The following is a 15,214-nucleotide window of genomic DNA, read 5'->3' on the forward strand; positions in this document are numbered from 1 at the left end:
TATGTTAGCAGAATATCAATGGTGGCATGGTGCCTTTCTGTTTCTAGCCGTTGTTTTAGAAATAGTAGCTAATATTTTTTTAAAGTTTTCAAATGGATTTAAGCGACTTTGGATTGGCGTCTTATCTTTAATTGCCGTTTTGGGTGCCTTTAGTGCATTAGCAGTAGCGGTAAAGGGTATTGAACTTTCCATTGCTTATGCACTTTGGGGAGCTTTTGGTGTGGTAGCCACGGTTGCCGCCGGTTGGATTTTATTTAATCAACGGTTAAATTATAAAGGTTGGGGTGGTATTATTTTATTAATCACTGGGATGGTTGTTATCAAACTGGCATAATCCTATTTCACCTGCCAGGACAGAACATAGTTTAGTGATTGCCAATAGAGTGTGCTAAAGAATTTTTTATCGCTGTCTATATATCGACCTTTTTAATAATAAATAACCCCATCATTGAGGGGTTATTTATATTAATTAATACTTGATAGGCAAAATTAGTATTAAAATTCATCTGAGGGAAGGTGATTGAAGAGCAATTATTTACACAGGTTTAACAAGTTATTTTCTGCTCTAACCGATTTTTATTGGAAGGTCAAGACTTCAATTATTTAGTAATTTAATAAATTTTATTTATTCTCAATTTTTTAATCAAAATATTTTTTCCATACTTTAAATGGATAAAAAATCGGATTGTTATTTATCATGCCTATTTATCAACTATTTTATTTGTTATTACATATCATTCCAAATGGTTATCTATTGATTTATATCTTAATATTTATAAAAAATAATAATGTCATTTTATTATAATATTTTTTCTTTGTTTATTTTTTTTATAAATGAGATTGCTACTCTTTTTTATTTATATTCCTTAAAAATAAGTAATAATATGTTTTGTAACTCTTTATTTATAATATAATAAATGTGTCAGTTCAATAATAAAATAAACTAATGTGAAAGGTTTGAATTATTTTGACTTATGTATGCAATTACTAATAAATGAATTTTAAATAGGACATTACCGATGGAAAAAATATATATACAAGCAAAAGAGAATAGTAATATTAGTTTTAAACACTATAATGTAGGTATGGCAGTCTATGATCATGCTTTAAATATTTGGCAAGGGTTTAACGTAAAAATACATAGGGATGGAAGTGATAAACCTGGACACGATTTTATTGCGCAACCCAAAAAAGATAACGGCCCAATCCAACTTAAGCTGTACACCATAGAGGACGGTAAATCTGCCTCTTTCTATTTTGCAATCAGTACACAAGATAATCCAAATGGTAATGACTTAATTACCGGCAGCTATACATCTGCAAAAAATAAAGACACGGGCAAAGTTGAACTTATTGATTTCAAATATAACACCAATAGTGGACTTAAATTGCTTTTAGAACCACTGTTTGAAGGTAGTGATCAAAATCCTAGCTGGGATTTTTTAATGACAATAACTGCATGCTAAAGCATATAATTCAATATCAATAAATAAAAATAACTGCACTATTATAACAAAATAAAATACCAATCAGTATCATAATTAATCCTGACTATAAAGTTATTATAATGGTCAGGATTTTTCATATTATAAATAATAAATTAAATTGCTTTTTTATTTTAGATGGTTTGTGATTTTTTATTAATTATACAGCGGATGAACTACATTAATTTAATACAATAAATCAGTATGTTTTTAACTTTGTGTGATTGACATGAGTTGTATCAAAAATATTTTTTTATTATGCTAATAGCAATCGTCCAGTAGTAAATTAATCACCAAAAAATATTCTATTAGGAAAATAGTATTAATTATTCGTGTTAAAATAATTGAGCTATACTATTATTAAATGAAAAATTATTCTATAAAATAAATAAAATTTCAGGGTGGAATTTTATCATAGATTAATGATTTTTATTGGTGTGTGTTTTATAGGGATTTCTTTAAAAACTTTAAAGAAAATATGTTAATGATAATATTTTTGGCAAAAAATTTTATTAATTAATATATAAAACTAATTTAATGTTTAAATAGGAAAAACCTATGAAATTAAAAAAAATTTTTATAATGAGCATTATATTAACGGCATCTTCAACTCTATGGGCTCATGGCTATATAAAATCGCCAGCAAGCCGAGCATATAAATGTGCACAGGGAATAAATAAAGATTGTGGTGATATAAAATATGAACCGCAAAGTGTAGAACAACGCTCCGGATTTCCTGACAAGAATTTCCCAATAGATGGTAAATTAGCCAGTGGGGGTATTCAAAGATTTGCTAAGTTAGATGAAGCGGGTGAAAATAGATGGCATAAAACTCAGATGCACGTGGGAGACAATAATTTTTCCTGGTATCTTACAGCTCGACACAGTACAGCTAATTGGCGTTATTATATTACCAAAAATGGTTGGAATCCTAATGTACCATTAACCCGTGCAGCATTCGATTTAAAACCTTTCTGTACCCAATATGATGGCGGGGCAATACCCAAAGCAGACGTTAGCATAATTTGTGAAGTGCCTGTTGATCGTATTGGTTATCATATCATTTATGGTGTTTGGCAGATTGCTGATACGAGTAATAGTTTCTATCAAGTGGTAGATGTAATTTTTCCTGATAATGATAAGAAGCAACCTACCGAACCTGATATCAAAGAACCAACCGAAACAGTAACCAATCAACCGGGTGAACCGGTGGTGACGGATACAACGGTAACCGGTACCAAGCCGGCAACCGGATCCGTGGTTACGCAGCCAACCGAAACGGCAACCAATCAACCGGGTGAACCGGTGGTGACGGATACAACGGTAACCAGTACCAAGCCGGCAACCGGATCCGTGGTTACGCAGCCAACCGAAACGGTAACCAATCAACCGGGTGAACCGGTGGTGACGGATACGACGGTAACCGGTACCAAGCCGGCAACCGGATCCGTGGTTACGCAGCCAACCGAAACGGCAACCAATCAACCGGGTGAACCGGTGGTGACGGATACAACGGTAACCGGCACCAAGCCGGCAACTGGCTCCGTGGTTACGCAACCAACCAACCGGGTGAACCGGTTATTACGGACAAGAAAGTAACCAGTCAACCCACTGAAACAGTTACCACACTGAATACAGGTTCGAATACCACACTGAGTACAGGTTCTAATACTACAAGTACCACGCTGAGTACAGGTTCTAGTACCACACTGAGTAAAGGTTCCAATACGTTGTTGAATAGTGTGGCGAATACAATACCAACTGTTGCATCAGCTACGGCTACTGATTCAGCTCTTACATTTGATGATAATGAAACAGATATCTTGCCTCGTTACTTCATGTGAGGAGGCGAGATTATTGCTTGGAACATGTTAATAATGTCTAATGACGTATCAAAATAGCTACCTTTCATGTGGTGATCATTGATGATATAGGTAGCTGATTTGTTTAGTGTCGCCATGATAAGTATTTGATGTTGATTGGTTCCTTTGTACCTTAAATCTTAACGGCCAAAGCTATTTATTGTCCCGAATTAATTCGGCCGCTCTTAATGTAAAAAATCGAGAAATTACAACTAAAATTGGAAAAATAAAAAAACAAGCATAAATTTAATTAATTATTTATTTTTTCAATATTTATTAAAGAGCCAGAATAATTATGACGGTAATAACTGGGTCACATACCTATTTTAAACAGAATGGAACGGTATTAATATCATCATCATCGTCTCAAACCCTACCACCTTTTCAAGTCTCAGATATATCGCAATGGGTAAATAATGCTTTGCGTGAAAATAAACGTGGCAAAGATAAAGAGACCATGTGGAAGGATTCTTATGATATTGATCAAGCCGGGCAACAAATTATACGTCAACAGGCCACCTGGAATAGTGAACAGCAAATTGGGCAACCTGCGGCCGTTACTTATTCCTTTAGTCGATGGCAAGAATATTATACTGGTTACCACCAACTAACCGAAAAACAGCAGCAACAGGCAAGAATTGCACTGGATAGCTGGGCTGATGTGGCTAATATCACTTTTACTGAAGATGCCACGCAAACAACAAATATTAATTTTGGTAATTTTCACAGCATGCAAGGTCAGGCATTTGCATATTTACCCCAGAGCGGAGCACAGGCCGGACAATGTTGGTTTAATGCCGAGGATCACCCTGAAAATTTAGATCCTCAACCGGGAAATTACGGTCGATTGGTTCTGGTACATGAAATAGGTCATGCAATAGGGCTTTCCCACCCAGGCGACTACAATTGGGCATCAATTGATCAGCAAACCCAGACACTTAAATGGACTAGAAATACAGATAGTGCACTGAGTTATTCGGCCAATGCACCTTATGAAGAAGATAGCCGTCAGTTTAGTGTCATGAGTTATTGGTCAGAATATCATACTGGCGGTAATTTTCACGGTCATTATGCATCCGCGCCACTTATCGATGATATTGCTGCTGTTCAAGCGTTGTATGGCGCGAATATGCGCACACGAACCGGTGATGATGTCTATGGTTTTAATTCTACTACCAATAAAGATTGGTACACAATTAGCGACCCACGTATCGGTTGTATTTTCTCAGTATGGGATGCAGGCGGTAATGATACATTAGACTTTTCTGGTTACTCTAAACTTCAACTAATTAATTTAAATGCGGGTACCTTTTCAAATGTGGGTGGATGGATAAAGAATGTCTCAATTGCTAAAAATACGGTTATTGAAAACGCGTTCGGTGGTTATGGCCAAGACACTATAATTGGTAATAGTGTTGATAATATAATTAAAGGTGGTGCTGGCGAAGATATTATTTATGGCGGTTTAGGGCAAGACATACTTTGGGGTAGAGATGAAACAGTAAGGCAGATGATAGCAACAAATAATCGTTCTTCCAATTTGCCTCCGTTTTACAGTTATTATACTAATAGCGTAGAAAATAGTGACCAGCAAGCGCATTCCTTACCATCGATAACTGGCCCAGTAGAAAGAAATACTTTTGTTTATCTGTCATTTGAAGATTCAACCGTGGGTGCATCTGATAGGATCATGGATTTTCAAACAGGAGAAGATAAAATTGACCTGTCTTGTCTAAATAAAAATTTGTATGATAACTCTAATGGCCAAAGTTCCCTGACTTTTGTTAATCAATTTAACGGCCAGCCGGGCCAAATAAAAATCACTTACGAGCCAGTAAGTCAATGGAGTAGAGTCCTGATAACTGTAAATAATGATGATATAGCTGATTTCGCTATTGATGTTTATGGTTATATTAATCCTTTCACCGACTTTATCTTACATCAATAGAGCGCCTATTTGTGATAGCGAAAAAGGCGGTTATCAGCAACTTGCTCACTCTTTTTTTTATCAACATAACTAAGATAAAGTTATTTCTCTATTTAACATTATGTTAATTTATATTTATTAAGCAATAGAGCCGGCTGGCAGGCTCTATTAAAGGCCTTTAAGATTATTTATCCGCGATTGCAGCAACAATTTTGATCTCTATTTTATATTTAGGATTCATTAAAATAGCTTCCACTGTACAGCGAACAGGCGCTTTACCCGGTACAACCCAGCTATCCCAGGCTTGGTTCATACCCGCCAAATCAGCTTTATCAGCGAGAAAGATAGTTGCATCAAGGATCTTACTTTTATTTGAACCAACTCGGGTTAAAATATTATCGATAGCCTGCAACGCGCTAGTTGTTTGTTGAATAATATCACCCTCAAGATTTTCAGGAACACTGGTGTAATAGAGGGTATTGTTAAATAAGGTCGCTTCTGACCAGCGATTTTCTGGATCAATATATTGAATAGACATCATTATTCCTGATTTTTAAACATAAAGTCATTGCTATATTGTCTACTAAAATCTATTTTTTGTCATGGTAATACGTTTATTTAATAATAAATCGTACAAAGTGAGCTTTTATTACCACTAACCAGGCATGAGTAAAATATTTTCGCTAATTTAAATAATGAGACTAAAGTGTTAGACGATTTTTCTATTAAAGGCCCACTGTTTGATGCCATCCCTGGATTTCGACCACGTGATGCGCAAATTGAAATGGCTCGCGCCATTACGACGGCAATTCAATCTCAACAGACGCTTGTGGTTGAAGCCGGTACAGGAACGGGTAAAACTTATGCCTATTTAGTACCGGCCTTACGTTCTAATAAAAAAGTCGTGATCTTAACAGGCTCAAAAACTTTGCAGGATCAACTTTATTATCGTGATTTACCGATTATTAAAGCCGCTTTAGCCTATTCAGGCCATGTGGCTTTGTTAAAAGGGCGTGCTAATTATTTGTGTTTGGAGCGGCTTGAACAGCAATCATTAGCGGGAGAACAACTTATTGCTGAAATGATTGCAGAGATTGTTCGCCTACGTAGTTGGGCAATAGAAACGGAGGATGGTGATATCAGTCATTGTCATCAGGTAGCAGAGGACAGCGCTGTTTGGCCATTAGTGACCAGCACTAATGATAATTGCATCGGTAGCCATTGCCCCTATTATCAGCGTTGTTTTGTGCTTAAGGCACGCAAAAAAGCGTTAGAAGCTGATGTGGTGGTGGTTAATCACCATCTATTTATGGCGGATAAGGTCGTAAAAAATACTGGATTTGGCGAGTTAATTCCGTCGGCGGAGGTAATTATTTTTGATGAGGCGCATCAGATCCCTGATATTGCCAGTCAATACTTTGGCCAACAGCTCAGTAGCCGTCAGTTATTTGACCTTGCTTGTGATATTATCCTCGTTTACCGAACTGAAATTCGTGATCAGATACAATTACAAAAGTGTGCCGATAGTATTAGCTAGGCTACTTTAGATTTTCGATTAATGTTAGGTGAAAATGGATTTAGAGGGGATTTGCAACAATTACTTAATCAACAGTCAGTTAGTAGTGCGTTGTAGCGTCTTGAAGATGCGTTGGAATTTAGCTACGAAGTGATAAAACTATCGCTGGGTCGTTCTGCCGCTTTGGATGCTATTTTTGATCGAACAACGACTTATTGTAATCGTTTAAATCGGTTGAAAGAAACAACTATCCCTGGTTTTAGTTATTGGTTTGAAAGTTTTGGTCGCCATTTTTTATTAGCATTAACACCCTTAACGGTGGCGGATAAATTTCATGATATGATAACGACGGAAAAAGGCAGCTGGATCTTTACTTCTGCTACGCTAGCAGTCAGTGATAAACTAAGTTATTTTAGCCAACGTTTAGGATTAGAAAAAGCCAATAGTTTAATCTTACCGAGTCCATTTGACTATCAACGCCAAACATTACTTTGTGTACCGCGTTATTTGCCAGACATAAATCAAGCTGACTTTGCTGAGCAATTAGTTGTTATGCTAAAACCAGTTATTGAGCATAATCAAGGACGTTGTTTCTTTTTATGTACGTCACTTCATATGATGCGTGAATTAACAGCCATGTTTCGTGAATGTTTGAACTTACCTGTTTTGATGCAGGGAGAAACCAGTAAAGCACGATTGTTGTCACAATTTACCGCAGCAGGTAATGCATTGTTGATAGCAACCAACAGTTTTTGGGAAGGGGTTGATGTTAAGGGTGATGCTCTCTCTTGTGTCATTATTGATAGATTGCCTTTCACTTCGCCAGATGAACCATTATTGCGAGCGCGTATGCAAGATTGCCAACTACATGGTGGCAATGCGTTTTATGATGTTCAATTGCCTGATGCGGTGCTTAATTTAAAGCAAGGGATTGGCAGGTTAGTTCGTGATGTTAATGATTCTGGAGTGATTATTATTTGTGATAAACGCTTAGTCTCGCGACCTTATGGTGAAGTTTTTTTGAATAGTTTACCACCTTCGCCTAGAACGCGTAGTTTACAAGTGGTAATTAACTTTTTAGCAAAAACGCCATCAACTAATTAAATAAATAGTGGCGATAACATACCGCTTTTTTCTTGCTGATACCATTTTATTCAACAAAATATGTTAGTATTAGCAATTATTTGGTCATCAAAATAGCCAGGATCTAAAATATGGCAACCCATATATTAGCGATTGATACGGCCACTGAAGCGTGTTCTGTCGCATTGTTGCGCGATGGTGAAATTTTTACTCAATATGCCGTTTCACCACGTGAGCACACCAGAAAAATATTGCCGATGGTAGAACAGTGTCTTATTAATGCACAATTGAATTTACAACATATCGATGTTTTAGCTTTTGGGCGTGGTCCAGGTAGTTTTACCGGCGTTCGTATTGCTGTCGGTATTGCTCAGGGATTAGCATTTGGGGCTGATTTGCCAATGATCGGCATCTCTTCTCTGTTAACGATGGCGCAAGGTGCTTATCGTCAATCCGGCGTAGAAAAAGTATTAGTCGCGATAGATGCAAGAATGGGAGAAATTTATTCTGCTTGTTATCAACTTAAACCAGATGGGTTTTGGCAGGGTGAAGAGACTGAAGCAGTACTTAAGCCAGAACAGTTTTTAACTAAAATAAATGGTTTAAGTGGGCAGTGGGCTATTGCCGGGACAGGTTGGTCAGCCTATCCTATATTAAGAACGACAAATTTAAATTTATTGGAAAGTAGTATTTATCTACCGGATGCGCAAGATATGTTGCTTTTAGCCTTACAAGCGTGGCAAAAAGGTAAAACAGTTAAGGTTGAAGAGGCCCAGCCGGTTTATTTACGTAATGAGGTTAGTTGGAAAAAATTACCCGGTCGTTGATACTTGTTTTAAATTATTATGCCGTTTAAAGAGGTGGTTTATGAAAATAAAGTTAAACTACCAGGTTGCCACAAAGGTTGCTCTGTTGGCTGGTGTTGTTTTCTTAACTGGGTGTGTCTCTATTCCTGCTTCAATTAAAGGAACCACGCCAACACCGGTTGAAAATTTATCAGCAGTGCGCGAGGCTCCTGAGCTTTATATTGGTCAAGAAGGGCGCTTTGGTGGTAAGGTGATCTCTGTTTTAAACAGTAATAACCAAACTCGGCTTGAAATTGCAGTGATGCCATTAAGTAAATATGATGCTGCACCAAGATTAAATACACCATCAGTAGGACGTATATATGCCTATATCGGCCGTTTTTTAGAGCCATCCGATTTTAATGGGCGCTATATTACGGTTGTTGGGACAATTACTGGCATTGAATTAGGAAAAATTGATTTAGTTTCCTATCAGTATGTCAAAATTTCGGTGTCAGGTTATCAACGTTGGAATCAAATGCAATCAGTTGTATTACCACCTTCCGGTTGGGGATATGGATCGCCATGGTATCCAAATTATCCTAATTCGCCTTATTATTGGAATTGGGGGCCTTGGGGTTATCCTGTTGGTGAGGCTGAAATACGCACTTATCTAACCGAATAACTGTTATTTTTATTAATTAGTCAGGGTAAATATTTTGTTATATTTACCCTGACTAGTTTTTATGTTGAGTAAAATTTTGCCGTGCTACTCAGAGCTGTTGGGCACTAAAAAAGGTAAAAGGTATTTAGGTTTTCGATAAAAGCCAAGCAGTTTATAATTAATATTATATATAATTATTTTGCTAGCCTTTATAATTAACTGAAAATTAATCAAAACATAGCAACTGATAAGTTAGCTTAGCTTAAACTTATTCGAGATTTGAAATTAAATAGTGATACATATCTCAGCATTAATATAGAACGGTTCTCAAACTAGTATGCTGAGTTAGTATTTTGTTAACAAATTAATTTTTGTCGGTTACTTCACTTAGTTTCAAATCAGGAGTATTACAGTGGAAAAAATCTGGCTAAAAAATTATCCATCAGATGTTCCGGCAGAAATAGCACCGGTATCTGAAACATCATTAGCAGACTTATTAGAAAATATGGTTACTCAATATGCAGATCGCCCTGCTTTTATTAATATGGGTGAAATAATGACCTATCGTAAGTTGGAAGAACGCAGTCGAGCGTTTGCGGCTTATTTACAAAATGGTTTAGGTCTGCAAAAAGGTGATCGTATTGCGCTTATGCTACCCAATTTATTACAGTATCCAGTCGCACTTTTTGGTATTTTACGTGCAGGTATGGTTGTCGTTAATGTTAATCCGCTTTATACCCCAAGAGAATTAGAACATCAACTCAATGATAGTGAGGCTATTGCAATTGTCATCGTATCAAATTTTGCCCATACATTAGAAAAAGTGGTTTTTAATACAAAAGTTAAACATGTCATTCTGACACGTTTAGGCGATCAACTTTCTCGGCCAAAAGCAACTATTGTTGATTTTGTTGTTAAATATATAAAACGTTTGATACCTAAATATTATTTGCCACAAGCGATCTCTTTTCGCCGTGTTATGCAATTGGGATATCGTATGCAATATGTCAAACCTGAAATTTCTGGCGAAGATTTGGCTTTTCTCCAGTATACCGGTGGAACTACTGGTGCAGCGAAAGGGGCGATGCTTACCCATTATAATATGTTGGCAAATGTTGAGCAGGGCAGAGCAACTTACCTGCCAGCTATGCAGTTAGGTAAAGAAATTATTGTGACGGCGCTGCCGCTGTATCATATTTTTGCCTTAACCGTAAATTGTTTATTATTTGTTAAGATTGGTGGGACAAATTTACTAATTACTAATCCGCGGGATATTGCAGCAACGGTCAAAGAACTTGCCCGTTATCCTTTTACTGGCATTACAGGCGTTAATACATTATTTAATGCCTGGTTACGTAATGAAGAATTTAGAAAGCTTGACTTTTCACATTTGCATGTTTCTATCGGTGGTGGAATGCCGGTACAAAAGGCGGTGGCAGAAGAGTGGCAACAAATAACGGGCAAGTGTTTACTGGAGGGCTATGGCTTAACTGAGTGCTCGCCATTAGTAACAGTTAATCCATACAATTTAGATCGATATAATGGTAGTATTGGTCTTCCTATGCCTTCTACTGATGTTAAGTTTGTTGATAACAATGGTAATGAAGTTCCAATTGGTCAGCCTGGTGAGATGTTGGTGCGTGGTCCTCAAGTCATGAAGGGTTACTGGCGCTCTCCTATTATGACTGACGAAGTGCTGCAGGATGGTTGGTTAGCAACCGGTGATATTGCAACAATCGATGAAAAAGGATTTATCAAAATTGTTGATCGCAAAAAGGATATGATCTTGGTTTCTGGTTTTAATTTTTATCCAAGTGAAATTGAAGAAGTTATCTCTAATCACCCCAAAGTCATTGAAAATGCAGCAATTGGCGTGATAGATGAAAATACCGGTGAAGCAGTAAAAGTCTTTGTGGTAGCAAGTGATCCGAATCTGACTGCCGATGATATTAAAAATATTTTGTCGTCAATATTTAACCGCTTATAAGGTACCTAAATTTTTTGAATTTCGTAGTACTGAATTACCCAAATCAAATGTAGGTAAAATATTACGGCGACAATTAAGAGAAGAAGAGCAGAAAAAATATCAAAATTCCGCAGAAAATCATTAAATAACACAGACAGTTGAAAGTTAATTTAGCTAATTAGAAAAACAGCATCGGTTGCGTGGTGAGCTAAACCGATGTTGTTAAAAATAAATCATAAAGAGAAAGACGTTTTGAATTATCACTTGATTACGACAGATGCTCAACTTAAAGAAGTTTGTCAAGCAGCATCTAAAGCTAGCAAAATAGCACTAGATACAGAATTTGTGCGGGTAAAAACTTATTATCCACAGCTTAGTCTCATTCAGTTATATGATGGTGAGCAACTTTCATTAATTGATCCTATTGCCATTACTAACATGGAGCCGTTTAAAAATTTATTAACCGATGGCAAAGTTACTAAAATCTTACATGCCGGTAGTGAGGATATAGAAGTATTTTTTCATCATTTAGCTTGTGTGCCACAACCGATGTTAGATACACAGATCATGGCAGCATTTGTTGGCCATCCAATTTCAAGCGGATTTGCTAGCTTAGTAAATAAGTATTTAACCATTGCATTAGATAAGAGTGAATCACGTACAGACTGGCTTGTTCGGCCGTTGAGTGATAAACAGTGTCAATATGCGGCCGCTGATGTGTTTTTTTTATTGCCTTTAGCTGAAAAACTACAACAGCTTGTTGATAAATTAGGCTATCTACCGGCTGTAACAGATGAATGCCAGCGTATTTTATTACGTCGGCAAGAGATATTAACCCCGGCAGAAGCATATAAAAGTATCAAAAATAGTTGGCAACTGCGGGCTCAACAGCTGGCTTGTCTTAAGCAATTAGCTGCCTGGCGTCTTAACCAGGCTCGTCGGCGTGATCTGGCGATCAATTTTGTTGTTAGAGAAGAGCATCTGTGGAAAATAGCGCGTTACTTACCTAACTCTTTAACGGAACTACAGACAATAGGGCTAACAGGACAAGAGATCCGATGCCATGGACAGGATTTATTGCAAATCGTTACCCAGTGTCATGCCCTTGAAGAAAAAGCGTGTCCACAGCCACTTTATCATCTTATCGATCACCCTAAATATCGAGAAGCTTTTATGGCAGTTAAAACATTAACCAAACAAATTAGTGAGCAACAAAAATTGAATACTGAGTTATTAGCCTCACGACGTCAAATTAATCAGTTATTGGCAATTCATTGGGGATTAAAAAAGAGCCATAATACACCCGATCTGCTTGCTGGATGGCGTGGTCAACTATTAACTAACCCTTTGAAACAATTATTAGCATTATATTGTTAACGTGTAGATATACATTGAAGAACAAATCGGTTAATTAGTCCGTAATAAATATTGAATTAAATTTGTATAAGATATCGTGTAATTAATTTAAACCGATATCTTGAAATATTAGAGATAAAATATCTTTCCTTTCTGTATTTCTCTTTCTATTAATTAAAATAAATTTTTATAAAAATATAAATAATATTATTTTATCATCACTATCTTAATGAAGAGGATGCAATGAAAAAAACATTAATATTTATAATAATGGTCATTATGGCTTTTGATATTTATGCAGATCAATTTTATCTTGTAAAATCAAAACTAGTAATTGAAGATAAAAAATCAAAAAATAATAATAAATACAGAAATGAGGGAACATATATAATTATTGATAAAAATAATATAAAAAATTCTACCGCCAATATTACAAAATATAAAGATTATAGTAAATTAAATAATTTATTACCTGATTGTGCTAATAAGCTAAAACCCGTTATTAATATTAATCCTGTTGATAATATAGGGGTATCACATATTTTTTTAACAAAATGGATATAGGTAAAAAGGGCATTTACTTCAATAATAATATTGAACATAGCGCTAAGCTAATTATTGCTGAAATTGCTAGTAAAGAAAAAACTCGGCTTTTTGGCGAATTAGCTATTTTAGGCTCAAAAGCTGCTATTATTATTGCAAACCCAGTAGGAATTAATTGTATAAGTTGTTCATTTTCCGGTACTGACCGTGTTACTCTTGCTGTAGGAAAAATTAATAGTGAGCAATATCAAAAAATAGGTGATATTAAATTAATTCAATCAATGAATAAATCAATGCGTTTTTCGGGAAATATTAATTTTAAAAATATTAAGGATGTTGAAGTATTAGCCTATAATAATATTATTAATGCTAATACGCAAATTAAAGCAAACAGCATAACTTATCGAACTGGTAGCATGCCATTTTTTATAAAATATGATCATATCAATAATAAAAATACACACAATAATTTAGCGTATTTCAAACCTTGGTTAGTTGATGATTTTGGTTATTCAAAATTTCAAGTAAAAAAAGGTAGCCAAATAAGTGCCAATGAAATAAATATTTATGTAACGGTTGGCTCATTTAGAAATGAAGGTGAGATAGATATTAATTCCTTATTTTAATGTTTATAAAATAAGACATATTGGCGAAGTCATTCATCGTATAACAAAAGATTATCAGTTTAATAATAAGGTAGTAAGTCAATCTGAGATTTTAAGGCAAGCCAAAAAAAAATTATGGCATCGTTAATAGAGGAAAAATAATGGCAGATGATTTTATTAACGGAAATTTTTTTACTAACGAAATGATAAACGCAGGTAGTGGAACGATAATAATCAAGTGAAAAGATATTTATTTTTAAATTATTATATTACATGCCCATCACTATTGATGGGCACTTTGGTGTTAAAAACTGGCAAATTTATTTTTTTTCGTCCATTTCCGGTAAAGTTACATTTAACTCTAAAACCGAGATATCATCATCTTTTTGTTCAAATTGTACCGTAAGCATTTCCGGATCAATTTGGACATATTTGCAGATTACCTTTAAAATATCACGTTTCATTGCGGGTAGGTAAGCCGGCCCACAGTCATTACGTCGGCGTTCGGCAACAATAATTTGTAGCCTTTCCTTGGCAATATTGGCCGTTGATTTTTTTTTCGACAGGAAAAAATCTAATAAGGCCATGTTTTATCCTCCAAACAAGCGCTTTAAGAAGCCTTTTTTTTCTTCTTCAATAAAACGAATAGGGCGATTTTTACCTAAAATTCGGTCAACGCAGTCACTGTATGCTTTACCTGCATCGGATTTAGGATCAAGAATAACAGGTTCTCCTTGGTTAGAAGAACGTAATACGGATTGATCTTCAGGGATCACACCAATAAGTGGGATACAGAGAATTTCAAGTACGTCTTCCATACTCAGCATATCACCATGGGTGACACGACCTGGATTATAACGGGTAAGCAAAAGTTGCTCCTTGATGGGTTCTTCGCCACTTTCTGCACGGCGTGATTTAGAAGCGATGATACCAAGAATGCGATCTGAATCACGAACAGAAGAGACTTCAGGGTTGGTGGTAATAATTGCTTCATCGGCGAAATAAAGTGCCATCAATGCACCACTTTCAATGCCTGCGGGCGAATCGCAGATAATGAATTCAAAATCTAATTTTTTCAGTCCATTTAGCACTTTTTCAACCCCTTCGCGTGTTAATGCATCTTTATCACGCGTTTGTGAAGCGGGAAGTATATGAAGATTTTCAGTCCGTTTATCTTTAATAAGTGCTTGATTGAGCGTAGCATCACCTTGGATCACGTTTACAAAATCATATACTACGCGGCGTTCGCATCCCATAATTAAATCGAGGTTACGCAGACCAATATCAAAATCGATCACAACGGTTTTTTTCCCTCTCTGGGCCAGGCCGGTAGCAATGGCTGCGCTGGATGTGGTTTTACCTACGCCACCTTTACCCGAGGTTATAACAATAATGCGTGCCATGGAGTCATTCCTGTAATAAG

Annotated in this window: 12 protein-coding genes and 2 pseudogenes; 11 read left to right on the plus strand and 3 right to left on the minus strand. The window is 36.1% G+C overall.

Annotated features, from left to right (window positions below; all coding sequences use genetic code 11):
* Position 1: 1 nt before the first annotated feature.
* From mdtI to ArsFIN_RS08660, 4 genes are all read left to right on the plus strand, one after another.
* Positions 2–334: a multidrug/spermidine efflux SMR transporter subunit MdtI gene (mdtI, locus tag ArsFIN_RS08645; RefSeq protein ID WP_026822549.1), complete on the plus strand. Its 333-nt coding sequence runs from the start codon at positions 2–4 to the stop codon at positions 332–334.
* Between the two features lie 685 nt (positions 335–1,019).
* Entirely contained in the window at positions 1,020–1,466 is a 447-nt protein-coding gene (locus ArsFIN_RS08650) for a hypothetical protein (protein WP_026822550.1), read from the plus strand.
* Between the two features lie 576 nt (positions 1,467–2,042).
* On the plus strand, positions 2,043–3,083 hold the full coding sequence (locus ArsFIN_RS08655) for a lytic polysaccharide monooxygenase (RefSeq protein ID WP_071846858.1): 1,041 nt from the start codon (positions 2,043–2,045) through the stop codon (positions 3,081–3,083).
* 558 nt (positions 3,084–3,641) lie between these two features.
* Positions 3,642–5,294, plus strand: coding sequence for a M10 family metallopeptidase C-terminal domain-containing protein (locus ArsFIN_RS08660; protein WP_051296990.1), 1,653 nt, complete (start codon positions 3,642–3,644; stop codon positions 5,292–5,294).
* A 163-nt stretch (positions 5,295–5,457) separates the two neighbouring features.
* Here ArsFIN_RS08660 and ArsFIN_RS08665 read toward each other — a convergent pair whose 3' ends face one another.
* Positions 5,458–5,811, minus strand: coding sequence for a RidA family protein (locus tag ArsFIN_RS08665; RefSeq protein WP_026822552.1), 354 nt, complete (start codon positions 5,809–5,811; stop codon positions 5,458–5,460).
* A gap of 168 nt (positions 5,812–5,979) precedes the next feature.
* On the opposite strand from ArsFIN_RS08665, the pseudogene ArsFIN_RS08670 reads away from it, so the two are divergent.
* From ArsFIN_RS08670 to ArsFIN_RS08700, 7 genes and pseudogenes are all read left to right on the plus strand, one after another.
* A pseudogene (locus ArsFIN_RS08670) lies at positions 5,980–7,893 on the plus strand (ATP-dependent DNA helicase).
* A gap of 110 nt (positions 7,894–8,003) precedes the next feature.
* Entirely contained in the window at positions 8,004–8,699 is a 696-nt protein-coding gene (gene tsaB, locus ArsFIN_RS08675) for a tRNA (adenosine(37)-N6)-threonylcarbamoyltransferase complex dimerization subunit type 1 TsaB (protein ID WP_026822553.1), read from the plus strand.
* Between the two features lie 40 nt (positions 8,700–8,739).
* On the plus strand, positions 8,740–9,342 hold the full coding sequence (locus ArsFIN_RS08680) for a Slp family lipoprotein (RefSeq protein ID WP_026822554.1): 603 nt from the start codon (positions 8,740–8,742) through the stop codon (positions 9,340–9,342).
* 391 nt (positions 9,343–9,733) lie between these two features.
* Positions 9,734–11,432, plus strand: a pseudogene (gene fadD, locus ArsFIN_RS08685) (long-chain-fatty-acid--CoA ligase FadD).
* A gap of 107 nt (positions 11,433–11,539) precedes the next feature.
* Positions 11,540–12,664, plus strand: a complete 1,125-nt coding sequence (gene rnd / locus ArsFIN_RS08690; RefSeq protein ID WP_026822555.1) for a ribonuclease D — start codon at positions 11,540–11,542, stop codon at positions 12,662–12,664.
* Positions 12,665–12,886: 222 nt separating this feature from the next.
* Positions 12,887–13,207: a hypothetical protein gene (locus ArsFIN_RS08695; RefSeq protein ID WP_026822556.1), complete on the plus strand. Its 321-nt coding sequence runs from the start codon at positions 12,887–12,889 to the stop codon at positions 13,205–13,207.
* Positions 13,198–13,812 carry a filamentous hemagglutinin N-terminal domain-containing protein gene (locus ArsFIN_RS08700; protein ID WP_026822557.1) on the plus strand — a complete coding sequence of 205 codons (615 nt, stop codon included), beginning with the start codon at positions 13,198–13,200 and terminating at the stop codon, positions 13,810–13,812. Before ArsFIN_RS08695 ends, ArsFIN_RS08700 begins: the two co-directional genes overlap by 10 nt.
* A gap of 299 nt (positions 13,813–14,111) precedes the next feature.
* Here ArsFIN_RS08700 and minE read toward each other — a convergent pair whose 3' ends face one another.
* Positions 14,112–14,378: a cell division topological specificity factor MinE gene (gene minE, locus ArsFIN_RS08705; RefSeq protein WP_026822558.1), complete on the minus strand. Its 267-nt coding sequence runs from the start codon at positions 14,376–14,378 to the stop codon at positions 14,112–14,114.
* A gap of 3 nt (positions 14,379–14,381) precedes the next feature.
* Positions 14,382–15,194, minus strand: a complete 813-nt coding sequence (minD, locus tag ArsFIN_RS08710; RefSeq protein ID WP_026822559.1) for a septum site-determining protein MinD — start codon at positions 15,192–15,194, stop codon at positions 14,382–14,384.
* Positions 15,195–15,214: the final 20 nt, after the last annotated feature.

The sequence above is a fragment of the Arsenophonus nasoniae genome, from assembly GCF_004768525.1.
Lineage (GTDB): Bacteria > Pseudomonadota > Gammaproteobacteria > Enterobacterales > Enterobacteriaceae > Arsenophonus > Arsenophonus nasoniae.

Coding starts and splice junctions, on each gene's coding strand:
- ArsFIN_RS08680 (WP_026822554.1), top strand. CDS start 8,740: ATGAAAATAAAGTTAAACTACCAGGTTGCCACAAAGGTTGCTCTGTTG.
- ArsFIN_RS08700 (WP_026822557.1), top strand. CDS start 13,198: ATGGATATAGGTAAAAAGGGCATTTACTTCAATAATAATATTGAACAT.
- tsaB (WP_026822553.1), top strand. CDS start 8,004: ATGGCAACCCATATATTAGCGATTGATACGGCCACTGAAGCGTGTTCT.
- ArsFIN_RS08650 (WP_026822550.1), top strand. CDS start 1,020: ATGGAAAAAATATATATACAAGCAAAAGAGAATAGTAATATTAGTTTT.
- minD (WP_026822559.1), bottom strand. CDS start 15,194: ATGGCACGCATTATTGTTATAACCTCGGGTAAAGGTGGCGTAGGTAAA.
- ArsFIN_RS08660 (WP_051296990.1), top strand. CDS start 3,642: ATGACGGTAATAACTGGGTCACATACCTATTTTAAACAGAATGGAACG.
- ArsFIN_RS08665 (WP_026822552.1), bottom strand. CDS start 5,811: ATGTCTATTCAATATATTGATCCAGAAAATCGCTGGTCAGAAGCGACC.
- minE (WP_026822558.1), bottom strand. CDS start 14,378: ATGGCCTTATTAGATTTTTTCCTGTCGAAAAAAAAATCAACGGCCAAT.
- mdtI (WP_026822549.1), top strand. CDS start 2: ATGTTAGCAGAATATCAATGGTGGCATGGTGCCTTTCTGTTTCTAGCC.
- ArsFIN_RS08695 (WP_026822556.1), top strand. CDS start 12,887: ATGAAAAAAACATTAATATTTATAATAATGGTCATTATGGCTTTTGAT.
- ArsFIN_RS08655 (WP_071846858.1), top strand. CDS start 2,043: ATGAAATTAAAAAAAATTTTTATAATGAGCATTATATTAACGGCATCT.